23 protein-coding genes are annotated in these 24791 nt (G+C 72.3%); 10 read left to right on the forward strand and 13 right to left on the reverse strand.

Annotated features, from left to right (window positions below; genetic code table 11):
* Positions 1-104: 104 nt before the first annotated feature.
* Positions 105-4769 carry an ATP-dependent helicase gene (locus ACJX2R_RS36480; RefSeq protein ID WP_413103556.1) on the reverse strand — a complete coding sequence of 1555 codons (4665 nt, stop codon included), beginning with the start codon at positions 4767-4769 and terminating at the stop codon, positions 105-107.
* A gap of 81 nt (positions 4770-4850) precedes the next feature.
* Here ACJX2R_RS36480 and ACJX2R_RS36485 point away from each other — a divergent pair, with 81 nt between their 5' ends.
* From ACJX2R_RS36485 to ACJX2R_RS36495, 3 genes are read left to right on the forward strand one after another with little or no spacing between them, the layout of a single operon-like run.
* The gene (locus tag ACJX2R_RS36485) at positions 4851-5702 is read left to right on the forward strand and encodes an AraC family transcriptional regulator (RefSeq protein ID WP_413103557.1); all 852 of its coding nucleotides are present in this window, start codon (positions 4851-4853) and stop codon (positions 5700-5702) included.
* A 25-nt stretch (positions 5703-5727) separates the two neighbouring features.
* Positions 5728-6468 carry an AzlC family ABC transporter permease gene (locus ACJX2R_RS36490; protein WP_371106080.1) on the forward strand — a complete coding sequence of 247 codons (741 nt, stop codon included), beginning with the start codon at positions 5728-5730 and terminating at the stop codon, positions 6466-6468.
* Complete coding sequence (locus ACJX2R_RS36495; RefSeq protein WP_262702846.1) at positions 6465-6767, forward strand: AzlD domain-containing protein; 303 nt, start codon at positions 6465-6467, stop codon at positions 6765-6767. The genes ACJX2R_RS36490 and ACJX2R_RS36495 overlap by 4 nt, the downstream gene beginning before the upstream one ends.
* Positions 6768-6786: 19 nt before the next feature.
* On the opposite strand, the gene ACJX2R_RS36500 is transcribed toward ACJX2R_RS36495, so the two are convergent.
* Complete coding sequence (locus ACJX2R_RS36500) at positions 6787-7791, reverse strand: hypothetical protein (RefSeq protein WP_413103558.1); 1005 nt, start codon at positions 7789-7791, stop codon at positions 6787-6789.
* A 78-nt stretch (positions 7792-7869) separates the two neighbouring features.
* Between ACJX2R_RS36500 and ACJX2R_RS36505 the strand changes: the two genes are divergently transcribed.
* From ACJX2R_RS36505 to recX, 4 genes are all read left to right on the forward strand, one after another.
* On the forward strand, positions 7870-8064 hold the full coding sequence (locus tag ACJX2R_RS36505) for a DUF3046 domain-containing protein (RefSeq protein ID WP_262702844.1): 195 nt from the start codon (positions 7870-7872) through the stop codon (positions 8062-8064).
* 79 nt (positions 8065-8143) lie between these two features.
* Positions 8144-9349 (forward strand): AI-2E family transporter, encoded by a 1206-nt coding sequence (locus tag ACJX2R_RS36510; protein WP_413103559.1) that lies wholly within the window; start codon positions 8144-8146, stop codon positions 9347-9349.
* Positions 9350-9485: 136 nt separating this feature from the next.
* The gene (gene recA, locus ACJX2R_RS36515; RefSeq protein ID WP_262702842.1) at positions 9486-10625 is read left to right on the forward strand and encodes a recombinase RecA; all 1140 of its coding nucleotides are present in this window, start codon (positions 9486-9488) and stop codon (positions 10623-10625) included.
* Positions 10626-10628: 3 nt separating this feature from the next.
* Positions 10629-11240, forward strand: a complete 612-nt coding sequence (recX, locus tag ACJX2R_RS36520; RefSeq protein ID WP_413103560.1) for a recombination regulator RecX — start codon at positions 10629-10631, stop codon at positions 11238-11240.
* A gap of 62 nt (positions 11241-11302) precedes the next feature.
* Here the strand turns inward: recX and ACJX2R_RS36525 are convergent, their stop codons facing one another.
* The 8 genes from ACJX2R_RS36525 to ACJX2R_RS36560 form a co-directional block, all read right to left on the reverse strand.
* Entirely contained in the window at positions 11303-11707 is a 405-nt protein-coding gene (locus tag ACJX2R_RS36525) for a rhodanese-like domain-containing protein (protein WP_413103561.1), read from the reverse strand.
* Positions 11704-12246, reverse strand: a complete 543-nt coding sequence (locus tag ACJX2R_RS36530) for a cysteine dioxygenase (protein WP_413103562.1) — start codon at positions 12244-12246, stop codon at positions 11704-11706. Before ACJX2R_RS36530 ends, ACJX2R_RS36525 begins: the two co-directional genes overlap by 4 nt.
* A gap of 94 nt (positions 12247-12340) precedes the next feature.
* Complete coding sequence (locus tag ACJX2R_RS36535; protein ID WP_309471148.1) at positions 12341-12430, reverse strand: putative leader peptide; 90 nt, start codon at positions 12428-12430, stop codon at positions 12341-12343.
* A gap of 167 nt (positions 12431-12597) precedes the next feature.
* Positions 12598-14334: an FAD-dependent monooxygenase gene (locus ACJX2R_RS36540; RefSeq protein ID WP_413103563.1), complete on the reverse strand. Its 1737-nt coding sequence runs from the start codon at positions 14332-14334 to the stop codon at positions 12598-12600.
* Between the two features lie 231 nt (positions 14335-14565).
* The gene (locus ACJX2R_RS36545; protein ID WP_262702836.1) at positions 14566-15510 is read right to left on the reverse strand and encodes an amino acid ABC transporter permease; all 945 of its coding nucleotides are present in this window, start codon (positions 15508-15510) and stop codon (positions 14566-14568) included.
* Positions 15507-16154 carry an amino acid ABC transporter permease gene (locus tag ACJX2R_RS36550; protein WP_020868017.1) on the reverse strand — a complete coding sequence of 216 codons (648 nt, stop codon included), beginning with the start codon at positions 16152-16154 and terminating at the stop codon, positions 15507-15509. The genes ACJX2R_RS36545 and ACJX2R_RS36550 overlap by 4 nt, the downstream gene beginning before the upstream one ends.
* 97 nt (positions 16155-16251) lie before the next feature.
* Positions 16252-17163 carry a glutamate ABC transporter substrate-binding protein gene (locus ACJX2R_RS36555; protein WP_262702835.1) on the reverse strand — a complete coding sequence of 304 codons (912 nt, stop codon included), beginning with the start codon at positions 17161-17163 and terminating at the stop codon, positions 16252-16254.
* 107 nt (positions 17164-17270) lie between these two features.
* Positions 17271-18047, reverse strand: coding sequence for an amino acid ABC transporter ATP-binding protein (locus tag ACJX2R_RS36560; protein ID WP_020868015.1), 777 nt, complete (start codon positions 18045-18047; stop codon positions 17271-17273).
* Positions 18048-18353: 306 nt separating this feature from the next.
* Here ACJX2R_RS36560 and ACJX2R_RS36565 point away from each other — a divergent pair, with 306 nt between their 5' ends.
* Positions 18354-19064: a response regulator transcription factor gene (locus ACJX2R_RS36565; RefSeq protein ID WP_413103564.1), complete on the forward strand. Its 711-nt coding sequence runs from the start codon at positions 18354-18356 to the stop codon at positions 19062-19064.
* Positions 19065-19082: 18 nt separating this feature from the next.
* Positions 19083-20519 (forward strand): ATP-binding protein, encoded by a 1437-nt coding sequence (locus tag ACJX2R_RS36570; protein WP_413103565.1) that lies wholly within the window; start codon positions 19083-19085, stop codon positions 20517-20519.
* 107 nt (positions 20520-20626) lie between these two features.
* Here ACJX2R_RS36570 and ACJX2R_RS36575 read toward each other — a convergent pair whose 3' ends face one another.
* From ACJX2R_RS36575 to ACJX2R_RS36585, 3 genes are all read right to left on the reverse strand, one after another.
* Positions 20627-21229, reverse strand: a complete 603-nt coding sequence (locus ACJX2R_RS36575; protein ID WP_413103566.1) for a class I SAM-dependent methyltransferase — start codon at positions 21227-21229, stop codon at positions 20627-20629.
* Between the two features lie 62 nt (positions 21230-21291).
* Positions 21292-22281, reverse strand: a complete 990-nt coding sequence (locus ACJX2R_RS36580) for a TAXI family TRAP transporter solute-binding subunit (protein ID WP_413103567.1) — start codon at positions 22279-22281, stop codon at positions 21292-21294.
* Between the two features lie 116 nt (positions 22282-22397).
* A complete protein-coding gene (locus ACJX2R_RS36585) occupies positions 22398-23120 on the reverse strand; it encodes an IclR family transcriptional regulator (RefSeq protein ID WP_262702865.1) in 723 nt (240 codons plus the stop codon).
* A gap of 134 nt (positions 23121-23254) precedes the next feature.
* Between ACJX2R_RS36585 and miaB the strand changes: the two genes are divergently transcribed.
* A complete protein-coding gene (gene miaB, locus ACJX2R_RS36590; RefSeq protein ID WP_413103568.1) occupies positions 23255-24787 on the forward strand; it encodes a tRNA (N6-isopentenyl adenosine(37)-C2)-methylthiotransferase MiaB in 1533 nt (510 codons plus the stop codon).
* Positions 24788-24791 lie beyond the last annotated feature (4 nt).

The raw sequence follows: 24791 nt of genomic DNA on the forward strand, positions 1-24791 counted from the left end.
TGCGGGCGGAGGCGGTTGTTCAGGGATGCGGGCGGAGGCCGTTGTTCAGGTGCGCGGATGTCGGTTGTCGAGCAGAGGCGCAGAGGCGTAGGCGGCGGTGTTGATCACGGGCGCAGGCGGAGGCCCCGTGGGGTCGGATGGAAGCCCGCCGATTCCAGGAGCTTGCCGATCGGGGACGAGAGCGCTTGGGCGCCGTTGACGCGCTCGACGGTGACCGAGCCGAGCGCCCCCGCGCGGGCGGACTCGGCCAGCGCCTCCACCGCCGTCCACAGCCTGGTGTCGTCCTCCGGGGAGGCGGCCTCGGCCTCGCCCGAGGGCCAGGCGAGCAGGGTCTTGCCGCCCCGCTCCATGTAGAGCGTCAGCTCCCCGTCGACGAGCACCACCATCGCTCCCGCCTTACGGCCCGGCCGGTGGCTCGCGTCGGCGGGCGGATCGGGCCAGGGGAGGGCGGCGCCGAAGGCGTTGGCGGGGTCGGCCGAGGCGAGCACGAAGGCGCGCCGGGACTGCCCGCGCTGTCCGTCGAAGGCGGGGGCGGCCGCGCGGTCGCGGGCCGTGCTGACCGCGCGCAGCCGGTCCACCGCGCCGTCCATCGCGAACTGGGCGGCGCCGAGCCCCTCGACCACATAGCCGCGGCGCGCCTGGCCGGACTCCTCGAACGCGGACAGCACCCGATAGGCGGCGGAGAAGCCACCCTCGACCCCCTCGGCGGCGACCGCCCCGCGGGTGACCACGCCATGCCGGTCGAGCAGGGTGCGCGCCAGGGCGTGGGCGCGGTGGGTGGGCTCGGGCTCGCGCTCCGGCAGCAGGGACCAGCGCCCGGCGACGGTGGGCGGCCCGTTGCGCGACGCCGTGGGCCGGCCGGTGCGGCCGGTAAGGCCGCCATAGCGGCCCCGGGGGACCGTGCGCTTGGCGCGGTGGGCCGTGGAGCCCGCCGTACGGCCCGAGCCGAGCAGGGAGCGCAGCGGGGCGAGGGTGTCACCGGTGACCCGGCCCGCCCAGACCAGGTCCCACAGGGCCTCGGCGAGCTCGGGATCCAGGAACTCGTGCCCGGCGGCGCGGGCCTGCTCGGCGATCTGGCGGAAGAACAGCCCGTACCCCCCGGCCAGGGAGTCGAGGACGGCCTGGTGGAGCGGGCCCGCCTCGAGGGGGTGCGGGGTGTGCAGCAGCAGCGGGGCGGTGTCGGCCAGGTGCAGGGTGACCCAGCCGTCCTTGCCCGGCAGCGCGCCCGCACCGGCCCAGACGACCTCACCGGAGGCGCTGAGCTCGTCGAGCATCGTGGGGGTGTAGTCGCTCACCCGGGACGGCAGGACCAGCTTCTCCAGGGCGGAGGCGGGGACGGGCGCGCCCTGGAGCTGCTCGACCGCGCGCACCAGCCCGTCGATACCGCGCAGGCTGTGGGTGCCCAGATGCTGCCACTGCGGGAGGAAGGCGGCGAGCGCCGAGGGCGGCACGGGCTCCAGCTCATGGCGCAGCGCGGCCAGGGAGCGGCGCCGCAGGCGGCGCAGCACGGCCACGTCACACCACTCCTGGCCCAGCCCCGACGGGTGGAACTCGCCCTGGACGACGCGGCCGCTCGCCGCCAGCCGGTGCAGGGCGCCCTCGGTGACGGCCGCGCCCAGGCCGAACCGGGCGGCGGCCTGGGCGGAGGTGAACGGGCCGTGGGTGCGGGCGTAGCGGGCCAGCAGATCGCCGAGGGGGTCCTTGACCGGCTCGGTGAACGCCTCGGGGACGCCCACCGGCAGAGCCGTACCGAGCGCGTCCCGCAGCCGTCCCGCGTCCTCCACCGCGGCCCAGTGGTCCTCGCCCGCGATCCGGACCCGGATGGCGCGCCGGGCCCCGGCCAGATCGTCGGCCCAGCCGGGCTCGGCACCGCGCTCGGCCAGCTCGGCGGCGGTGAGCGGGCCGAGCACCCGCAGGGCGTCGGCCACGCCCTCGGCGTCCTTGATCCGGCGGTCCTCGGTGCGCCACTGGAGCTCCTGCTCCAGCTCGGCCAGGACGTCGGCGTCGAGCAGCTCGCGCAGTTCGGCCTGGCCCAGGAGCTCGGCCAGCAGCCGCGAGTCCAGGGAGAGCGCGGCGGCGCGGCGCTCGGCGAGCGGGGAGTCGCCCTCGTAGAGGAACTGCGCCACATAGCCGAAGAGCAGCGAGCGGGCGAAGGGGGACGGCTCGGGGGTGGTCACCTCCACCAGCCGGACCCGGCGGGCCTCGATGTCGCCCATCAGCTCGGTGAGGCCGGGGACGTCGAAGACGTCCTGGAGGCATTCGCGGACCGCTTCGAGGACGATCGGGAAGGAACCGAACTCGCTCGCCACCTGGAGGAGCTGCGCGGCGCGCTGGCGCTGCTGCCACAGCGGGGTGCGCTTGCCGGGGTCGCGGCGGGGCAGCAGCAACGCGCGGGCGGCGCATTCGCGGAACCGGGAGGCGAACAGCGCAGAGCCGCCGACCTGGTCGGTGACGATCTGGTTGATCTCGCCCTTGTCGAACGCGACATCGGCCGCGCCCACCGGGGACTGCTCGGTGTCGTACTCCACGCCCTGGCGCATCGGGTCCGCGTCGAGGAGGTCGAGGCCCATGAGGTCGGCGTCGGGCAGCCGCAGCACGATGCCGTCGTCGGCGTGCATGACCTGGGCGTCGATGCCGTACCGCTCGGAGAGGCGGGATCCCAGGGCGAGCGCCCAGGGGGCGTGGACCTGCGCGCCGAAGGGGGAGTGGACCACCACGCGCCAGTCGCCCAGCTCGTCGCGGAACCGCTCCACCACGATCGTGCGGTCGTCCGGCACATGCCCGCAGGCGCGGCGCTGCTCGTCCAGGTACCCGATGACGTTCTCGGCGGCCCAGGCGTCCAGACCGGCGGCCAGCAGCCGCAGTCGGGCGTCCTCCGGCGGCAGCGCGCCCACCTCGCGCAGGAACGCGCCCAGGGCGCGGCCCAGCTCCAGGGGGCGGCCGAGCTGGTCGCCCTTCCAGAAGGGCAGCCGGCCGGGGACGCCAGGGGCGGGGGAGACCAGGACCCGGTCGCGGGTGATGTCCTCGATCCGCCATGAGGTGGTGCCCAGGGTGAACACATCGCCCACCCGCGACTCGTAGACCATCTCCTCGTCGAGCTCCCCGACCCTGCCGCCGCCCTTCTTGGGGTCGGCGCCCGCCAGGAAGACGCCGAAGAGCCCGCGGTCGGGGATGGTGCCGCCGGAGGTCACGGCGAGCCGCTGCGCCCCCGGGCGGCCGGTGACCGTATGGGCGACGCGGTCCCAGACCAGGCGCGGCCGCAGCTCCGCGAAGGCGTCGGAGGGGTAGCGCCCGGCGAGCATGTCGAGGACCGAGGTGTACGCCGACTCCGGGAGCGAGGCGAACGGCGCGGCGCGGCGGATCAGGGCCAGCAGCTCGTCCACGTCCCAGGTGTCCATGGCGGTCATGGCGATCAGCTGCTGGGCGAGCACGTCCAGCGGGTTGGCGGGCACCCGCAGCGACTCGATGGCGCCCTCGCGCATCCGCTCGGTGACCACGGCGGCCTGCACCAGGTCGCCGCGGTACTTGGGGAAGACGACGCCGGTGGAGACCGCGCCCACCTGGTGGCCGGCCCGGCCCACCCGCTGTAGCCCGGAGGCCACCGAGGGCGGCGACTCGACCTGGACGACCAGGTCGACCGCGCCCATGTCGATGCCGAGTTCGAGGCTGGAGGTGGCGACGACGGCGGGCAGCCGGCCCGCCTTGAGGTCTTCCTCGACCAGCGCCCGCTGCTCCTTGGAGACCGAGCCGTGGTGCGCGCGTGCCAGCAGCGCGGGCGCGCCCCGGGCCGCACCGGCCTCGGCCATCACCTCGGCGGGGGAGTGGTCCTCGGGCAGGGCCTCGCCGGTGGCCCGCTCGTAGGCGATCTCGTTCAGCCGGTTGCACAGCCGCTCGGCCAGCCGGCGGGAGTTGGCGAAGACGATGGTGGAGCGGTGGGCCTGGACCAGATCGGTGATCCGCTCCTCCACATGGGGCCAGATCGACGGCCGCTCGCCCGCCTCACCCTCCTGGGCGGGGGCACCGCCCAGCTCGCCCAGGTCCTCCACGGGCACGACCACCGACAGGTCGAACTCCTTGCCCGACGGGGGCTGGACGATCTCCACCTTGCGCCGCGGCGACAGGAACCGCGCCACCTCGTCCACCGGCCGTACGGTCGCGGACAGGCCGATGCGCCGGGCGGGGCGCTCGAGCAGCTCGTCGAGGCGCTCCAGGGACAGCGCCAGATGGGCGCCCCGCTTCGTGCCCGCGACGGCGTGGACCTCGTCCAGGATCACGGTCTCCACCCCGCGCAGCGCCTCCCTGGTGGCGGAGGTGAGCATCAGGAACAGCGACTCGGGGGTGGTGATGAGGATGTCCGGTGGGCGGGTGGCCAGAGCGCGGCGCTCGGCGGCCGGGGTGTCGCCCGAGCGGGTGCCCACCCGGATCTCCGGCTCGGGCAGGCCCAGCCGCACCGCCTCCTGGCGGATACCGGTCAGCGGGCTGCGCAGATTGCGCTCGACGTCCACCGCCAAGGCCTTCAGCGGGGAGACATAGAGCACCCGGCAGCGCTTCTTCGTCTCGGCGGGCGGCAGCGCACCGGCGAGCTTGTCCAGGGCCGCCAGGAAGGCGGCCAGCGTCTTGCCCGAGCCGGTGGGGGCGACGACCAGGACGTCCGACCCCGCACCGATCGCCCGCCACGCGCCCTCCTGCGCGGGCGTGGGCGCGGTGAACGCACCCGTGAACCATCCGCGGGTGGCCGGGGAGAAACCGTCGAGCGCCGAGCCTGCCATGCCCTCCATCGTGCACCGCACCACTGACAATGGACGGAGCCGCAGGTCAGAGGGTGCCCGGGCGGGGCGCACAATGGTGCCATGGTCAACCGGGAGAGCGCGCGGCACTGGCGGTACCCCCAGCTTCCGGGCGTCGACCTGCTGCGTGCCCGCTACATCGACAAGACCTTCGTCTGGCACACCCACGAGACCTTCGTGATCGCCGCGATCACCGAGGGGGTCGAGGAGTTCCACCACCGCGGCGCCATCGAGCGCACCGGGCCCGGCGGGCTCGCGCTCATCAACCCGGAGGTGCCGCACACCGGACGGGCGGGGGCGCCCGAGGGATGGGCGTACAGCGTGCTGTACCCGGCCCCGGACCTGGTCGCCGGTATCGTCGCCGAGACGAGCACGCTCCGGGGCACGGCCGGGTTCCGGATCCCCACCGTCGACGATCCCCAGGGGGCACGGCTGGTCACCGCGGTGCACCGGGCCGCCGAGGAGGGCAACGCGCTCGCCGCCGACAGCCTGCTGCGCGTCGCGCTGGCCCGGCTGCTGCGCGACCACGGCGGCCCGCTCCCCGAGCGCACGGCGCGCACCGCGGGTGCCCGGACGGCGGCGCGCGCCCGCGCGATCCTCCAGGAGCGGATGGCGGACCCGCCGTCCCTGGAGCGGCTGGCGGCCGAGCTGGGCACCGGTCCCTTCGCACTCCTGCGTGCCTTCCGCGCGGTCTACGGGATGCCGCCGCACACCTGGCTCACCGACGCACGGGTCCGCCGGGCCCGGCGGCTGCTGGACGCCGGGAGCGCGCCCGCCGAGGTGGCCGTCGCCGTCGGCTTCACCGACCAGTCCCACCTGAACCGTCACTTCACCCGGATCGTGGGGGTGCCACCGGGCGCCTACCGGCGCGAGCGCGCAAGAACGTACAAGACCGGAGCCGAAGCGTTCTCCTAACGTGCACGCCGTGTCAGAACAGAACGTGCATGCGGCGTCAGAACAGACAGAGATACAAACCGATCCTGCCGCGCCCCCGGCGGACTCGGCCGTCGTCCGCGACGCCCTGGGCGTCGGCGTCGCGGTCGGACTCTCCGGCTTCGCCTTCGGGGTGACATCGGCGGGCGCCGGGCTCGGCCTGCTACAGACCTGCGCGCTCAGCCTGCTGGTCTTCACCGGGGCGTCGCAGTTCGCCCTCGTGGGCGCGCTGGCGGCGGGCGGCAACCCGTTCACCGCCGCCGCCGGGGCGTTCTTCCTCGGGGTGCGCAACGCCTTCTACGGACTGCGGTTGTCCGGACTCCTCGGGCTGCCGCGCGCGGTGCGCCCCCTGGCGGCCCAATGGGTCATCGACGAGACCTCGGCCGTCGCCCTCGCCCAGCCCGACCGGCGCACCGCGCGCCTCGGCTTCACCGTCACCGGGGTGACCCTGTACGTCCTGTGGAACCTCACCACGCTGATCGGCGCCCTGGGGGCGTCCGCCCTCGGCGACACCGACGCGTGGGGCCTGGACGCCGCCGGGCCGGCCGTCTTCCTCGCCCTGCTGGCCCCCATGCTCAGCGGCACCGTCGAACGGGCCGTGGCCGGTCTCGGCGTCCTGCTGGTCCTGCTGTGCCAGCCGGTGCTGCCCGCCGGGGTCCCGGTCCTGGTGGCTGCGCTCGCCGCTCCCGTCGTCCTTACGGTGCACGGACGCATGGCGCGCGGCGCGGAGCCGGGTGAGCGCCGATGACCACCTGGATCGCCATCGGCGTCACCGCGGCGGGCTGCTACCTGGTCAAGCTGCTGGGCCTCTCGGTGCCCGCGGGAGTCCTGGAGCGCCCCCTCGTCAGGCGTCTGGCCGCGCTGCTGCCCGTGGCCCTGCTGGCCGCCCTCACCGCCCAGCAGACTTTCGGCGACGGCCGGCACCTCCTCCTGGACGCGAGGGCGGCCGGGCTGGGGGCGGCGGCGCTCGCGCTGGTGCTCCGCGCCCCCTTCCTGGTCGTGGTCGCCGTGGCCGTCGCCGTCACGGCCGGCGTCCGGGCCCTGTGACCGCCCCGGACGCCCGCGCTCAGATCCGCCGCCCGTAGGCCCGCAGCGTCAGCAGCGCCTCGACGGTCGCCACGGACCGCCACTCCAGCGTGGCCCCCGGTGTCCAGGCACACCGGTGCGGGGGCCAGCCGCCGTCCTCCTGCTGCGCGGCCACGAGAGCGTCCAGGGACCGCTCCACCTCGGCGTCGGTGAACCACCGGCGCGCCGGTGAGCCGGGCGTACGGGCGATGTCGTGCACCTGGAGAGGCTGACACGGCCCCGGTGGCAGGGGGTTGTCCTCGGCGGGCTCGGCGGCCGGGGGCGGCCCGATCAGCCGCTCCTCCCGCACCCGGCGGCCGAGCCGCTCGGCCGCCGCCTCGGCGCGGGCCCGGTCCGGCACCCCGTCGAGGAAGGCGACGGCCGCGGCGACCTCGTACGGACTCACCGCCGAGCCGCCCTCCCCCAGGGCGGCCACCGCCGCCCAACAGAAGTCCGTGGCCCGGAAGAGCCACGCGTGCCACACCTCGTTGCGGTGCAGCAGCCCCACCACCGGCCCGGTGGTCCGCAGATCACCGCGCGGATCGTCCGCCGACGGGACCCAGGGGGCCGCCGGATAGCCATGCGGCGAGGGGCGGCAGACGGGCAGTGCGCCGTCCGGGGTGGACACGGACGTCAGATAGCGGCACAGGCGCTCCACCCGCTGCCCGCCGCACCGCCCGATCCCGTCGAGCACCCGTAAGGCGTGCACGGCATGAGGCGGCTGGCTCACCGGACCACGCAGATCCGGATCCAGCGCATGGCCGTAGCCCCCGTCGGTCCCCAGGTACGCGGTCAGCGCGGTCTCGACCGCCTCGGCGCCGCCGCCCAGGAAGTGATACGCGAATCTGCGCTGCTCCAGCACGCGGGCGGACAGCCAGACGAACCGCTCGGCGCGGGCGAGCGCGGAGGACCCGGCCGGCCGGGCCGGCTCGGCGGGTCCGGCGGGTCCGGGCGTGGGCAAGGGGGGCGATGACGGCGAGGAGGGGAGGCTTGCGGATCGATCCATGGACAGACCGTAGGCCGGAAGACACGGTCGGTAGGGGGCTCACGCACCGGTGCACCCCGGGAGCGCGATACTGGTCGCATGCGGTTGACGGACTTCTGGCAGCGAATGGCGAATCACTTCGGCGAGGCGTACGCCGACTCCTTCGCGCGCGATCATGTGATGTCGCAACTCGGCGGCCGGACGGTGCACGAGGCGCTGAGGGACGGCTGGGAGGCCAAGGACGTCTGGCGCGGGGTCTGCGCCGCGATGGAGATCCCCGAGGGCAGGCGCTGAGCGGTCGCCGGGTGCTCCGGGCGTATCAGCTTCCCGGGGTGGCCGGATTTCTTCGACCGGTGTACGCCACACTTGCTCCGTGGCCCCGACCGAAGAGACCCTCTCCTCCGACGCCGATGACAACCCGAGCGCCGCTCGGGCCTCCTCGGAATCCCCGCAACCCGCCGCGCGCATGCCGCGCTGGCTGCCGCGCGCCATGGTCCTCGCACTCGCGCTGGTGGCCTGTTACCGCCTTGCGACCTGGGCCTTCGACCAGCTGACCGGGCTGTTGCTGAACATCCTGATCGCGTTCTTCCTGGCGCTCGCGATCGAACCGGCCGTGGACCGGATGGCCGCCCGGGGCATGCGCCGGGGGCTGGCCACCGGGCTGGTCTTTCTCGCCATCCTCATCGGCGCCGCCGGCTTCTTCACCCTGCTCGGCTCGATGCTCGCCGACCAGATCATCACCATGGTCCAGGACTTCCCGAAGTACCTCGATGACGTGGTCAGCTGGATCAACGACACGTTCCATACGCATCTGTCGCGTCTGGAGATCCAGGACAGCCTGCTGCACTCCGACTGGCTCCAGAGCTACGTCAAGAACAGCGCCGACAATGTGCTGGACGTCTCCACACAGGTGCTCGGCGGGTTGTTCAAGACGCTGACGGTGACCCTGTTCGCCTTCTACTTCGCCGCCGACGGCCCCCGGCTGCGCCGCGCCCTGTGCTCGGTGCTGCCGCCGACCCGGCAGGTCGAGGTGTTGCGCGCCTGGGAGATCGCGGTCGCCAAGACCGGCGGCTACATCTACTCCCGCGGGCTGATGGCCCTGATCTCCGGTGTCGCCCACTACATCCTGCTGGAGGCCCTGGGTGTGCCCTACGCCCCGGCGCTCGCCGTCTGGGTGGGGCTGATCTCACAGTTCATCCCGACCATCGGCACCTACCTGGCCGGGGCCCTGCCGATGCTGATCGCGTTCACCGTCGAGCCCTGGTACGCGCTGTGGGTCCTGATCTTCGTCGTGATCTACCAGCAGTTCGAGAACTATCTGCTCCAGCCGAGGATCACCGCCAGGACGGTGGACATCCACCCGGCCGTGTCCTTCGGATCGGTGATAGCGGGCACCGCGCTGCTGGGCGCGGTGGGTGCGCTGATCGCGATTCCGGCGACCGCGACGCTCCAGGCGTTTCTCGGCGCGTACATCAAGCGCTACGACGTGACCGACGATCCGCGGGTGCACGGGCGCACGCGGCGGCGCGGAGTCTCGGCCCTCGCGCGGATGCGCGCCGCGCTGACGCGGCGTGGTTGACACAAAAATCGAACATCCATTCTCATGGTGGCCCCGGCAGTTATCCACAGGCCGAGGACGTCAGGGCCGCTTGTCAGTGGCAGGCGCTAGCGTCTTGGACGTGAAGCGATCGACTCAAGCAAACCGGGTGGGACCCATGGCAGGAACCGACCGCGAGAAGGCCCTCGACGCCGCGCTCGCACAGATTGAACGGCAATTCGGCAAGGGCGCCGTGATGCGCATGGGCGACCGGCCGAACGACCCCATTGAGGTCATCCCCACCGGGTCGACCGCTCTCGACGTCGCCCTCGGCGTGGGAGGGCTGCCACGCGGCCGAGTGGTGGAGGTCTACGGCCCGGAGTCCTCGGGTAAGACGACCCTGACCCTGCACGCGGTGGCCAACGCCCAGCGGGCGGGTGGCACGGTCGCCTTCGTGGACGCGGAGCACGCCCTCGACCCGGACTACGCGCAGAAGCTCGGCGTGGACACCGACTCGCTGATCCTGTCCCAGCCGGACAACGGCGAGCAGGCGCTCGAGATCGTGGACATGCTGGTCCGCTCCGGCGCTCTCGACCTCATCGTCATCGACTCCGTCGCCGCCCTGGTGCCGCGCGCGGAGATCGAGGGTGAGATGGGCGACTCCCATGTCGGTCTCCAGGCCCGGCTGATGAGCCAGGCGCTCCGCAAGATCACCAGCGCGCTGAACCAGTCCAAGACCACCGCGATCTTCATCAACCAGCTGCGCGAGAAGATCGGCGTCATGTTCGGCTCCCCGGAGACGACGACCGGTGGCCGGGCGCTGAAGTTCTATGCCTCGGTCCGCATCGACATCCGTCGCATCGAGACCCTCAAGGACGGCACCGACGCGGTCGGTAACCGCACCCGCTGCAAGGTCGTCAAGAACAAGGTCGCGCCGCCCTTCAAGCAGGCCGAGTTCGACATCCTCTACGGCCAGGGCATCAGCCGCGAGGGCGGTCTGATCGACATGGGTGTGGAGCACGGCTTCGTCCGCAAGTCAGGTGCCTGGTACACCTACGAGGGCGACCAGCTCGGCCAGGGCAAGGAGAACGCCCGCAACTTCCTGAAGGACAACCCCGATCTCGCCAATGAGATCGAGAAGAAGATCAAGGAAAAGCTCGGCATCGGAGTGAAGCCCCAGGACCCGGCCGCCGCGGAGCCCACCGCGGACGCGGCCGGTGCCGCGGGCGTGGCCACCGCCGCACCGGCGAAGGCCGTGGCCGCCCCGGCGGCCAAGTCCGGGGCGAAGGCGGCCAAGACCGCCGCGGCCAAGAGCTGATCCATGACACGGCGGACCGAATGGCCGGACGACCCAGGCCGTCCGGAGCGCCCGGACCGTCCGGACAGCGGCGTCCCCTCCTTGTCGAGGGCCGAGCAGGGGCCGCCGCCGGGCCCGGAGGAGCAGGCGCGGGCAATCTGCCTGCGCCTGCTCACCGGGACCCCGCGCACTCGTAAGCAGCTCGCGGACGCGCTGCGCACCCGGGGCATCCCCGATGAGGCGGCGCAGGAGGTGCTGTCCCGGTTCGAGGACGTCGGTCTGATCGACGACGCGGCGTTCGCGGAGGCGTGGGTGGAGTCCCGGCACCACAGCCGGGGGCTCGCCCGGCGGGCGCTCGCCCGTGAGCTGCGCACCAAGGGCGTGGACTCCACCCTGATCGACGACGCCGTGGGACAGCTCGACGCCGATCAGGAGGAGCAGACCGCGCGCGAGCTGGTCGAGCGCAAGTTGAGGGCCACCCGTGGCCTGGACCGGGACAAGCGGATACGCCGTCTCGCCGGGATGCTGGCCCGCAAGGGCTACTCCGAGGGTTTGGCGCTGCGGGTGGTGCGGCGTGCGCTGGAGGAGGAGGGGGAGGACACGGAGCTGCTGGAGTATCACCTTCCGGAGCTCTGAGCCTCGGTGGCCGACCTCCGAGCGCTCCGGGCCCGCCCCGGCCCGGCACCCGAGACGGGGCGTTAGTCGACCGGGAGGCCCGCCGCACGCCACGCCTGGAAGCCGCCCGTCAGATCGGTCGCCCGCGCCAGCCCCAGCCGGCGCAGCGAGACCGCGGCGAAGCTGGACGCGTAGCCCTCGTTGCACACCACCACGACCCGCAGGTCGTGGTGGGTGACCTCGGGCAGCCGGTGGTCGCACTGCGGGTCGAGCCGCCACTCCAGCTCGTTCCGCTCGACGATCAGCGCCCCCGGGATGGTGCCGTCGCGCTCCCGCAGCGCCGCGTACCGGATGTCCACCAGCAGCGCGCCCCCGACCTGCGCCGCGGCGGCGTCGAGGGGCTCCAGCCGGTCGAGCTCTTCGCGGGCCTCGGCCAGCAGCTCGTCCACGCTCCGCTTGGCCGTGTCGGTCGTGCCCATCGCGTTCATCCCCACTCCTCGGGCCGCTCGACCTGCTCCAGCCGCAGCGTCTGACCGGTGCGGCTGTAGCGCCGCATGAGCGGCAGCGGCGGATAGTAGGCGTGCACCGACACCGCATGCTCGGTGTCGGACGGGTTGATCACCTCATGCACATGATGCGGTCCGAAGGCCCGGCCCTGCCCGGCGGGCAGCCGCCGCTCGCGGTCCACACCGTCGGCCAGCTCCAGGGTCTTCCAGCCCTCGGTGGGCAGACGCGCGGCGAGTGACTGCTCGTTGAGCTCACCGGCCGCGGAGACGAAGGCGCCATGCGACCCGCCGTGGTCGTGCCAGCCGGTGCCGGTGCCCGGAGGCCAGCCGATCAGCCAGGCTTCGCTGCCGCCCGGCCCGTCGAGGCGCAGCCAGGTGCGGCCCTCCGGATCGAGTGGAAGGGAGGCGACGAGCTCGGCGTCGGCGGCGGTCCGGTGGGCGAAGTCGAGCAGTTCCGCGGCGCTGGGCGGGGCGACTGGGCCGGACGCGGGGTCCGTGATGAGGTCCGTGGCAGGGCGCACGGGACTGAAGGGGGAAGTGCGTACGTCGGGCACAGAGAACCGTCCTGAATGATCACGAAAGGGGCGCGGCCACGCCGCGCGGGAAAGAGGCGGATCAACAGGACGGACGACAGACACAGCCCGCGTAGCGGACCAGGTCCAGATGGACCCTCCGCCAGAAGCGAGGCAAGCAGGTGTCGGTCACGCTGCGAAGTGAATCATGTGCCGGAAAGGAAGGTCAACCTCACCGGCCCGGACCCTGGACGCACGCCCGGCTCACGCACGCCGGCAGACGACCACCCGCGCCCGGACACGCGACCAGCGCCCGAGTGTGCCCCAGCGCGCCCCGCTGACCCGCGCTTCCCGCACGCACTACCGCCGTGCGCTCGCCTCCGCCGGGGCGCCCCTGGCCGCGTTCCCGCCCCGGGCCGCGTCCGCGCACGCGTACAGCGCGCTCGGCCGCACCCCCGACAGCGCCGCGGCGAGATGGCCGTCCGGCCGCACCAGCAGCACGGTATGCGCCGGGGCGCCCGGGTACGCCTCGGTGACCAGCAGCTCGGTGCGCAGGGGCAGCGCCGCGACGGCCGCCGCCAGCCGCGGCATCAGCCCGGCGCGCATCCAGTGGCGGCGGTCCCACACCCCGGTGCCGGGGGCGACCAGCACCACCAGCAGCTCCCGGCCGAGCCGCTCCCGCAGCCGTACGACCGAACCGTCCGGTGCGGTCACCGGCACATCGGCGACCGGCGCCCCGAGCGCCGTGCCCACCGTGACCGAGCCGTCCGGCCGCGCGGCCGGGGCCAGCGGCGAACGGTCGTAGACCGGCGGCGCGCCCAGCGGACCCCGCCCGAGGTGACCCTCGGTGAGCAGCGCGTCGTGCCCGCGCGCCCCGCCGGGCCGCACGGTGCGCCGTACCGCGTGCCAGCCGCCGGCCGCCCGCACCAGCGGCAGCGCCTGGTCCGCCGCGCGCAGCCGGGCCCCGACGGCTCCGCGTCGCTCCGCCTGATAGCTGTCGAGCAGGGCGTCCGAGGCCCCGTGGTGCCAGGCGAGGGAGAGCTTCCAGGCGAGGTTGTCGACGTCCCGCAGCCCTTCCTCGAGTCCCTGGGTGCCGAGCGCGCCCAGCAGATGGGCGGCGTCCCCGGCCAGGAAGGCGCGCCCGACGCGCCAGCGCAGCGCGAGCCGGTGGTGCACGGTGTGCACGCCGGTGTCCAGCAGCTCATAGGGGGGCTCGGATTCGCCGCACCACCCCGCGAGGGTGTCGCGCACCCGCACCATCAGGGCGTCAGGGGTGACAAGGTCGCGGCCGGGCGGCAGCAGCCAGTCGATCCGCCACAGGCCGTGCGGCAGCGGCCTGGCGGTGACCTCGGCGTCGATGCTGCGCCAGGGCGGGGAGCGGTGCAGCAGGGCCTCGCCGGGCCAGGGGAGTTCGGCGCGCAGCGCCGCGACGGCGTGCCGCTCCACCGCCGTACGGCCCGGGAAGCGCACGCCCAGGAGCTTGCGGACGGTGGATCGCGGCCCGTCGCAGCCCACCAGATAGCTGCCCCGCCACCAGGTGGCCTGGGCGCCCCGGGTGCGCACCCCGACCCCGTGGTCGTCCTGCTCCAGGTCGTCGATCCGGGTTCCGGAGACGATCCGGACGAGGTCTTCGTCGCCCATGGCGGCCAGTGAGCCCCGCAGCGCCCGGGTGAGCTCGTGCTGGGGGATATGCAGGGGTGAGGGCGCCGACACCGGTGCCGACTCGTCCTCGGAGGAGGGCGCGTCACCGTCGGGAGCCCCCATGGCCTCCGTAAGGCCGCCGTCCCAGCCGCCGGCGCGCTCGGGCGACGGCGAACCGCCGAAGAGGCTGCCGGGAGTGAGGGGGACCTGCCGCACCAGCTGCCGCCGCCGCATCGTGCGCCATCCGGTCCACGGCCGGGTGCGGGCGGTGACCCGGCAGCCCAGCCGTTCCAGCAGGGCGGCGGCGTCCGGGCGCAGCACCACGGTGCGGGCCAGACGGCTCTCCTCGGCTTCCGTGGTCTCGTCCAGCAGGATGACGGGCACCTCGAGGCGCGCGAGGGCGAGGGCCAGGGTCAGGCCGACCGGGCCCGCCCCGGCGACGATCACCGGGTCCACGGTGCGGTTCCTGTGGCCCTGCGGGTCGTACGTGACGTACGGAAATTGGCAGTTGAAACCCGGTGAGCGATCACAGAAAGCATGCAACCCACTGCCGCTGCCCGCGTCAAGCGACGAAGGGCGGTGGCGCGTGCGCCACCGCCCTGGTACGGGTCTCGCTCATCCGTCCGGCCCGGACGGGCGTCCGGACGGTCCCCGGACGGCGTCCGGGCCGGACGCCGGGGGCGTCCCTCAGTTCGTCTTGCCCGCGGACGCGTCCGGAGCGGAGGTCGCGGACTGGTCGACGACGTCGAGCGCGTCGGCGGCCGCGAGCGGCTGTCCGGCGTCCGCGACCCGGATGCCGGTCTTGGCGCGCCGGCCGCGCCGCTCGATCCAGGTGGCGAGGGCGGAGAGGGCCAGACACATCGCGATGTAGATGACACCGCCGACGATGATCACCGGGACGTAGGGGTTCTCGTCGTTGACCACGATGTTGCCGGCCAGCTGCTGAAGCTGGAACAGCAGCTCCTGGTAGGTGATGACATAGCCGAGGGAGGTGTCCTTCAGCGTCACCACCAGCTGGCTGATGATGGTCGGCAGCATCGCCCTTACGGCCTGCGGCACCAGGACCGTCATCATGACCTGGGTCTTGCGCATGCCCAGGGCGTACGCGGCCTCGTGCTGGCCCCTGGGCACCGAGTTGATGCCCGCCCGCAAGACCTCGGCCTGGACCGAGCCGTTGTAGACGGTCAGGCCGATGACCAGGGCCCAGAAGCCGGTGTTGTCACCGCTGAAACCCAGGTCCGAGCGGTAGGTCAGGAACAGCACCCACAGCACGTAGATGGTGATCAGCAGCGGGACGGCCCGGAACAGCTCGATGAAGCCGGTCGCGAACCAGCGGACGGGCTTGTGGTCCGAGAGCCGGCCCACGGCCAGCAGCACACCGAGGGCGAGGGAGAGGACCGCCGCGACCGCGAACACCTTCAGGGTGGTGACCACACCGTCGCGGATGCTGGTCCGCACCCCCGCGTAGTTGAAGATGTCCCACATCTCGGGCTCGAATTGACCCTTGGCGTTCAGCCGCACCACCGCGAAGACGATCAGCCCGAGGACGGCCAGGCCGCCGACCACGGAGAAGATGCGGTTCCGGACGCGGGCCTTGGGGCCGGGGGCGTCGTACAGGACGCTCGAGCTCATCGGGCCACCTCCAGGCGGTTCTCCAGCAGCCGGAAGAGACCGCTGATGGCGAAGGTGATGACCAGGTAGCACAGCGCGATCCACAGGAAGATCCAGCCGATCGCGAAGCCCTTGTCACTCAGCAGCTTCGAGACATTGAACAGTTCGGTGTTGCTGAATGCCCCGGCGATGGCCGAGTTCTTGGTGAGCGCGATGAAGATGCTGCTCATGGGGGGAATCACGGACCGGGTGGCCTGGGGGAGGACGATCAGCCGCAGGGTCTGGAAGAAGGTCATCCCCAGGCTGCGGGCGGCCTCCGCCTGGCCGAGCGGCACGGTGTTGATACCGGACCGCACGGCCTCGCAGACGAAGGACGACGTGTAGCAGCCCAGCGCCATCATGGCGAGGACGAAGGGGCTCGTCCCCGGGAAGAAGATCTGCGGGATCACGAAGAACGAGATCAGGAACAGCAGGGTCAGCGGGGTGTTGCGCAGCAGGGTGACCCAGGCCGTCCCGAACGCCCGCAGCGGCGGTATGGGCGACACCCGGAAGCCGGCTATGACGACGCCCAGCACGAGGGCCAGCGCCGCACTGGCCGCCGTGATGGAGAGGGTTCCCAGGAACCCCTCCCGGAACTGGGGCAAATGATCGAGAAGTACGTTCATCGATTCTCCGCGGTAGCGGTCAGGTCAGCGGCGTGCGGAGCGCACCGGCTTCGAGGTGAACAGGCGAACGGGTGAACGAGCGGACGGAGAGCCCTGCTCAGTAGCGCGGCAGCGGCGTCTTCGGCGCGACGTAGGAGGAGCCGGACTTGCCGAGCGTGCCCTCGTACGCCTTCTTGTAGTCGCCGTTCTTGATGTGCTTCTCGAGCGAGTCGGTGATCGCGTCGCGGAGCGCCTTGTCGTTCTTGTTCATGCCGACGCCGTACGGCTCCTCGGTGAACGGCTTGCCGACCACGTACAGCTTGCTCGGGCGCTGGGCGGCGTAGCCCTTGAGGATCGCGTCGTCGGTGGTGACCGCGTCGACCTGGCCGTCGAGCAGCTGCTTGACGCAGAGCGAGTACTTGCTCAGCTCGGTGGTCTTGGCGCCGTACTTCGGCTTCTTGATCTCCTGGAGCGGGGTGGAGCCGACGATCGAGCAGACCTTCTTGCCCTTGATGCTGTCCGGGCCGGTGATCTTGCCCTTGTCCTCCTTGCGGACCAGCAGGTCGGCACCGGCCGTGAGGTACGGGCCCGCGAAGCCGACCTGCTTCTTGCGCTCGTCGTTGATGGTGTAGGTGCCGACGTAGTAGTCGACCTGGCCCTTGGAGATCGAGGTCTCACGGACGTTGGAGTCCACCGTCTTGAAGGTGATCTTGTCTGCGGAGAAGCCGAGGTCGGCGGCGACCATCTTGGCGATCTCGATGTCGAAGCCGGAGCGCTTGCCCTCGGTGTCCTGGAACCCGAGGAAGGGCTGGTCGGCCTTGGCGCCGATGACGATCTTGCCGCGCTTCTGCGCCGCCTTCAGGGTCGGCGAGTCGATCTTCACATCCTTCGCGACCGTGTAGTCGCCGCTGAAGACCTCGCCGCCCTTCGGCTTGTCCCCGGCGGTGCCCTTCTCGCCGCCACAGGCGGTCGCCGTCGCGGCCAGCGCGAGAACCACCGTGGCCGCCGCGGCCGTCTTACGAATTCTCATGGTGCCCATCCCTCTGTGTTCAGTACGTGGTTCACATACGCAGTGGCGAACGTGGAGCGGTCTGCCGGACCGAGTGCGGCCCGGCGGGCTCAGCTGGCTCAGCTGGCTCAGTGGTGAAGGATCTTCGACAGGAAGTCCTTGGCCCGGTCGCTGCGGGGGTTGTTGAAGAACTGCTCCGGCTCGGCCTCTTCGACGATCCGGCCGTCGGCCATGAAGACCACCCGGTTCGCCGCGGAGCGGGCGAAGCCCATCTCATGGGTGACGACGACCATCGTCATGCCGTCCCGGGCGAGCTGCTGCATGACCTCCAGCACCTCGTTGATCATCTCCGGGTCCAGCGCCGAGGTCGGCTCGTCGAAGAGCATCACCTTCGGGTCCATGGCCAGGGCGCGCGCGATCGCCACGCGCTGCTGCTGGCCACCGGACAGCTGGGCGGGGTACTTGTCCGCCTGGGCGCCGACGCCGACCCGGTCCAGCAGCGTGCGCGCCTTCTCCTCGGCGGCCTTCTTGTCCGACTTACGGACCTTGATCTGGCCCAGCATCACGTTCTCGAGCACCGTCTTGTGCGCGAAGAGGTTGAAGGACTGGAAGACCATGCCGACGTCGGCACGCAGCCGGGCGAGCTCCCTGCCCTCCTGGGGCAGCGGCTTGCCGTCGATCGTGATGGAGCCGGAGTCAATCGTCTCCAGCCGGTTGACCGTGCGGCACAGCGTCGACTTCCCGGACCCGGACGGCCCGATGACGACGACCACTTCGCCGCGGCTGATGGTCAGGTCGATGTCCTGGAGCACATGCAGCGCGCCGAAGTGCTTGTTGACTCCTGACAACGCAACCAACGCGTTCGCCACCGGTGCGGCGTCCTTGGTCACCGATACTTCGCTCATCGGCGTCTCGCTCCGTCCTCCTCGGTTGGGAGGACACTAATGAGCGCCCGCGACCAGCGTCATTACATCTGAGCTGAAATTGAGGATAACGATATGGCCGCGATACGACACTCTACGTGAACGGGACGACGCGCGCCGTACCGGCTGCGTAACGGAAACCAGTGTGTGACCCAATGCGTCTTGACGGCTGCCCGTCGATCGGGGTGGATGCCCTGTGGCCATGTTCGTGGCCGCATTCGAAGACATGGTGACGGGGACGCGTACGGGGCGCGTCTCCCCTGATACGGAAAGGTGGCGGAGGGGCCGGTGAGACTGCTGCTCGTCGAGGACGACAACCATGTCGCCGCGGCCCTGTCCGCCATCCTCTCCAAGCACGGTTTCGAGATCACCCACGCCCGCAGCGGCGAGGAGGCCCTCCAGGCGCTGCTGCCGGACTCCGGCGCCCCCTTCGGCGTTGTCCTCCTCGACCTCGGCCTGCCCGACCAGGACGGTTTCGAGGTGTGCGGCAAGATCCGCAAGCGCACCGCCACCCCCGTGATCATGGTGACGGCGCGCGCCGATGTGCGCTCCCGCATACACGGGCTCAACCTCGGCGCCGACGACTACGTGGTCAAGCCGTACGACACCATGGAACTGCTCGCCCGGATCCACGCCGTCAGCCGCCGCACCGCCGCCCACGACCCGGGCCATGGCACCGAGGAGAGCCCGGACGGCTCCCATCCGCCGCTGCGGCTCGGCCCCGTGACCATCGAGCTGCCCACCCGCCAGGTCTCCGTCAACGGAACGACCGTTTCGCTCACCCGTAAGGAGTTCGATCTGCTCGCCCTGCTCGCCCAGCGCCCCGGTGTGGTCTTCCGCCGGGAGCAGATCATCAGCGAGGTCTGGCGCACCAGTTGGGAGGGGACGGGGCGCACCCTGGAGGTCCACATCGCCTCCCTGCGCTCCAAGCTGCGGATGCCCGCCCTGATCGAGACGGTGCGCGGGGTGGGCTATCGCCTCGTCGCCCCGGCCGGCTGAGCGACCGGGGCTCCCTCGGTGCGCACCCGGCTCCTCCCGCTCCTCATCGTCCTCATGGCGGGCGTGCTGCTCGCGCTCGGCTTCCCGCTCGCCGGGAGCCTGGCCGCCCGTGAGCAGCAGCGCGTGGTCGTCGACCGGATCGACGACACCGCGCGCTTCGCCGCGCTCGCCCAGTTCGTCAGCGCCGGGCCCACGGGAGCGGTCGGCGCCGAGGGGAACGAGCGGCTGAACACCCTGCGCGCCGAACTCAGGCGCTACCACGACCTGTACGGCATCCGGGCCGGGGTCTTCTACCGGGACCGGGACGCACCGCCCATGGCCGAGGCGCCCGGCGACTGGAGGCTGCCGGACACGGGCGAGAGCGCCCAGGCGTTCGACGAGGCCCTCGCCGGGCGCCGCAGCCACGATCCGCCCCAGGTATGGCCCTGGCAGCGGGGCAGGCTGACCGTGGCCTCTCCCGTCGTCCGCGACGGCGATGTGGTGGCCGTCGTCGTCACCGACTCGCCCACCGGCCAGATGCGGTCGCGGATCCTGCACGGCTGGCTGGTCATCGGCGCGGGCGAATGCGCCGCGATGCTGCTGGCCGTCGGCGCCGCCTTCCGGCTCACCGGATGGGTGCTGCGGCCCGTGCGCGTCCTGGACACCGCGACCCATGACATCGCGACCGGGCGCATGCAGTCACGCGTCGCGGCCGCCTCCGGCCCCCCGGAACTGCGGCGGCTGGCCCGCTCGTTCAATGAGATGGCCGACAACGTCGAGCAAGTCCTGGAGCAGCAGCGGGCGTTCGTCGCCGACGCCTCCCACCAGCTGCGCAATCCGCTCTCCGCGCTGTTGCTGCGCATCGAGCTGCTGGCGCTGGAACTGCCGGACGGCCATGAGGAGATCGCCTCGGTGCGCGCGGAGGGCAAGCGCCTGGCCAGCGTCCTGGACGATCTGCTCGATCTCGCCCTGGCCGAGCACTCGGCCGCGGATCTGCGGCTCACCGATATCGCGGAGCTGGCGACCGACCGGGTGGACGCCTGGCTTCCGGTGGCCGAGCGGAAGGATGTCGGGCTCGCCTACACCGGCCCCGCGGCCATCACCGGCTGGGCCGATCCGGTGGCCCTGTCCAGCGCGCTGGACGCCGTCGTCGACAACGCCCTGAAGTTCACGCCCGAAGGGGCGCATGTGGAGGTCTCCGCGCGGACGGAGGCCGACACCGTGGCGATCGTCGTCGCCGACGGCGGCCCGGGCCTCACCGAGGACGAACTCGCCCGCATCGGCGACCGGTTCTGGCGCAGCAGCCGCCACCAGAACGTCTCGGGCTCGGGCCTGGGCCTGTCCATCACCCGCGCGCTGCTCACGGCGGGCGGGGGCACGATCGACTACGCGCCCAACGAGCCCTGTGGTCTGCGCGTGACCATTACGGTGCCGCGGACGGGGCCCGGTGAGACCGTGACGACCGTAAGGACGTGACGCGGGCGTGAGGGCGTGAGGCGTGCTGTGAGGACCGTGACGCGGGCGTGTAAGGACGTGACGCGGGCCGTAAGGACGTGACGCGGACCGTAAGGCCCGCTCGCCGCTCAGTCCCGCGGCTTGCGCCAGACGATGCTGTAGCGCCACAGGACGTGGCGGCGGTACCGCGAGCCGGGCAGGAGCTCGGCGGCCAGCGCCCGCATCTCCGGATAGGTCACCGGCGGCGGCCATACGACGGGGGACGGGTGCTGCCAGTGCCCTTTCCTCGCGCGGTGGACCTTACCGACGGCCACGGCGGCGAGGACGTGCGGCAGGTCCCTGGGCATGGTGTTCCGGGCGAGACCGACGACGGCCAGGACCCCGCCGGGCCGCAGCAGCTCGCGCATGCGGGTCAGCCCGGTGGCGGCGTCCATGTGGTGCAGCGTGGCCACCGACGCGATGACGTCGAACGAGGCGGGCTCGAAGGGATGGCTCAGGAAGTCGCCGAGGACGTAGTCGACGTCGTCCCCGTACGCACGTCCCTGATCGATACTGGCCGCGTCGAGGTCGATCCCGGTGACGTGCGGCACGGTCCGCCGGAGCGCGCGGGCGAGCATGCCCTCGCCGCAGCCGACGTCGAGGGCGCGCTGGGCGCCGTCGGGGACCGCGTGGAGGATGCGGGGGTGGTAGTGGATGTTGTGGTTCCACCGCCTGCCGTTCTTCACTGTCATGTGAAGATCCTGCCGGACCCGGTCCCGGTCGTCGGCCGGATCACGGCGGCAGCGGTGCCGGGTTACGGCTTGACCGAGCGGTAATAGCGCGCCGCGCCCTTGTGGAGGGCGAGCGGATCGGTGAAGACGGCGGTTCGCAGGTCCACCTTCTGGGCGGCGTGCACCTTCGCCCCGATGCGGTCCCGGTTCTCTATCACCGTGCGGGTCACGCCCTCCGCCAGATCGGGGGCCACCCGGTCCGTGGTGACCAGGAGGTTCGGTACGGCGATCGTCTTGACCGGCTCCGGCCTGCGTATCTCCTCGTACGCGTCGGCGGGCACGGTCGCCGCCCGGTAGTAGCGCGTCACCCCGCCCTGTCGGTGCAGTGGGCCGGTGAGGTCGCCGAGCTGGACGAGCCGGATCGGGTAGGCGTGGGCCAGGGTGCGCACCGCGGTGGTCGGCAGCCCGCCCGACCAGAAGAAGGCATCGAGCTTGCCTTGCCGCAGCAGCCTCGGCATGGCGTCGATGCCGACCCGCTTCGCCCGGATGTCCCGGTCGAAGTCGAGCCCGGCGGCCTTGATCAGCGCCCGGGTGATCAGCTGCACTCCGGAGCCGTCGTCGCCCACCCCCACCCGCAGATGCTTCAGATCGCGGGCCGACCGTACGGACGAGCCCCTCGGCACGACCAGCTGCATGTAGTCGTCGTACAGCCGGGCGCAGGCCCGCAGCCGCCCCGCTCCCTCGCCCTGGTAGGCGGCGACGGCGTCGGTGGCGGCGATGGCGAAGGTGGCCCTGCCCCGGGCCAGCCGCTCGACGTTGTCCGGGGACCCCCTGGACTGCTCCAGCCGCACATCGACATCGGGGAGGTCCCGGGCGAGGTCCTGCTCGAGCATCCGGCCGTAGGTGTCGTAGACCCCGGTGGAGACCCCCGTCGCGAACGTCACCCGGCCGCTGGGCGAGGGGCCACCGCCCGACGCCAGCAGCCACCACACCAGCAGCCCGAGGGCGACGACGCCCGCGGCGGCGGACTGCACGGCACGGCGCCGGTCCAGGCGCGGAAGGGTGAGGGCCATGACGAGGATCCTGCCAGGCCCGCTGGCGGGAGGGGAGGGGCGGAGCCGCTACGGGAGCGCTACAGGAGGGTAGGGGCGAGCCGCCCGCGGATCCGGTCATACGGGCCGCCACCCGCTCATCTGCCGGAGCGCAGGGCCCTCGACAGGCCGAGGGCCGCGGTCCGCACCGCCGGTGCCAGCTGCGCCGGCCGGAAGCGGCCGCGGGGTACGGCCACCGACAGCGCCGCCACCGAGGTCGGTCCGTCGAAGACCGGAGCGGCGATGCAGCTGACCCCCGGAGCCGCCTCTTCCTCCTCGTAGGCCAGGCCCGCGACCTGGGCCTGCTCGACGGCCGTGCGCAGCCGGTCCGGGTCGGTGATCGAGTGGGGAGTGAGGGCGGGCAGAGGCGCGGCCAGGATCTCCTCGACCAGTTCGGAGCCCGAGAACGCCAGAAGCGCCTTGCCCACGCCGGTGCAGGTCAGCGGCAGTCGGCCGCCGATGCGGGACGGCAGCCGAAGGGCGTCGTGGCCGTGGATGCGCTCGACGTAGACCACCTCGTGGCCCTCGCGCACCCCGAGGTGCACGGTCTCGTGCGTGGCCTCGAAGAGGTCCTGGAGGAACGGCAGCGCCGCCTCCCGCAGATCGCGTCGGCGCGGGACGAGCGAGCCCAGTTCGAAGAGGGCGCCCCCGAGCCGGTAGCTCTCGGCATCGCGTTCCAGCAGGCCGAGACGGACCAGATCGGCGCAGAGCCGGAACACGGTGGTCTTGGCCAGCCCGGTACGCGCGGACAGTTCTGTGAGACGGAACGCGCCGCCATCAGGACGGAAGCAGTCGAGGACGGCCATCGCCTTGTCGAGCATGTTGCCCTGTGCGCTGTTCCGTGTCATGGAACACAGTGTGCCGGTGCCCGGCCGTCGGCCCATACCCGGGGGCGGGCCGGTGGCCTGGTCCACCGCCCGGCAGAGGGGCTTCGGTGAGCGCCTACCCTTGTTGGGTGACCATCAGCAGCGACCGGAGCCCGGCAGTGGACGTTCAAGCACCCAAGAGCTACGAGATCCGCACCTACGGGTGCCAGATGAATGTCCATGACTCCGAGCGGCTCTCGGGCCTCCTGGAAGAGGCGGGCTATGTCCGCGCGCCCGAGGGCACCGGCGAGGGCGAGGCCGACATCGTCGTCTTCAACACCTGCGCGGTGCGGGAGAACGCCGACAACCGGCTGTACGGCAACCTCGGCCGGCTCGCGCCGATCAAGGCGCGGCGGCCGGGCATGCAGATCGCCGTCGGCGGCTGTCTGGCCCAGAAGGACCGCGACACCATCGTCAACAAGGCCCCCTGGGTCGACGTGGTCTTCGGCACCCACAACATCGGCAGTCTGCCGGTGCTGCTGGAGCGCGCCCGCGTCCAGGAGGAGGCCCAGGTCGAGATCGCCGAGTCCCTGGAGGCCTTCCCCTCCACCCTGCCGACGCGGCGCGAGTCCGCGTACGCCGCATGGGTCTCCATCTCCGTGGGCTGCAACAACACCTGCACCTTCTGTATCGTCCCGGCGCTGCGCGGCAAGGAGAAGGACCGCCGCCCCGGTGACATCCTCGCCGAGGTGGAGACCCTGGTCGCCGAGGGCGTCACCGAGATCACCCTGCTCGGCCAGAACGTGAACGCGTACGGCTCCGACATCGGCGACCGCGAGGCGTTCAGCAAGCTGCTGCGCGCCTGCGGGAAGGTCGAGGGCCTGGAGCGGGTCCGGTTCACCTCGCCGCATCCGCGTGACTTCACCGACGACGTCATCGCCGCCATGGCGGAGACGGAGAACGTGATGCCGCAGTTGCACATGCCGTTGCAGTCCGGCTCGGACACCGTGCTCAAGGCGATGCGCCGCTCGTACCGGCAGGAGCGCTACCTGGGCATCATCGAGAAGGTGCGCGCCGCGATGCCGGACGCCGCCATCTCGACCGACATCATCGTCGGCTTCCCCGGTGAGACGGAGGAGGACTTCGAGCAGACGCTGCACGTGGTGCGCGAGGCGCGCTTCGCCCAGGCGTTCACCTTCCAGTACTCCAAGCGGCCCGGGACACCGGCCGCCGAGATGGACGGCCAAGTGCCCAAGGGGGTCGTCCAGGAGCGCTACGAGCGGCTGGTCGCGCTCCAGGAGCAGATCTCCTGGGAGGAGAACAAGAAGCAGGTCGGGCGCACGCTGGAGGTGCTGGTCGCCGAGGGCGAGGGCCGTAAGGACGACGCCACGCGGCGGCTGTCCGGCCGTGCCCCCGACAACCGCCTGGTGCACTTCGCGCGGCCCGAGGAGCCGGTTCGCCCCGGCGACGTCGTCACCGTCGACATCACCTACGCGGCCCCCCACCATCTGCTGGCCGAGGGCCCGGCCCGGGGCGTGCGGCGCACCCGCGCCGGGGACGCCTGGGAACGGCGGAACGCGCCCGAGGAGAAGAAGCCCGCGGGTGTGATGCTGGGCCTGCCGACGGTGGGCGCCCCGCCGCCGCAGCCGGCCGCGCCCACCGCGGGCTGCGGCTGCGACTGAGCGC

This window comes from Streptomyces sp. Inha503 (assembly GCF_047215865.1).
In the GTDB taxonomy this organism is placed as follows: Bacteria; Actinomycetota; Actinomycetes; order Streptomycetales; family Streptomycetaceae; genus Streptomyces; species Streptomyces lycopersici.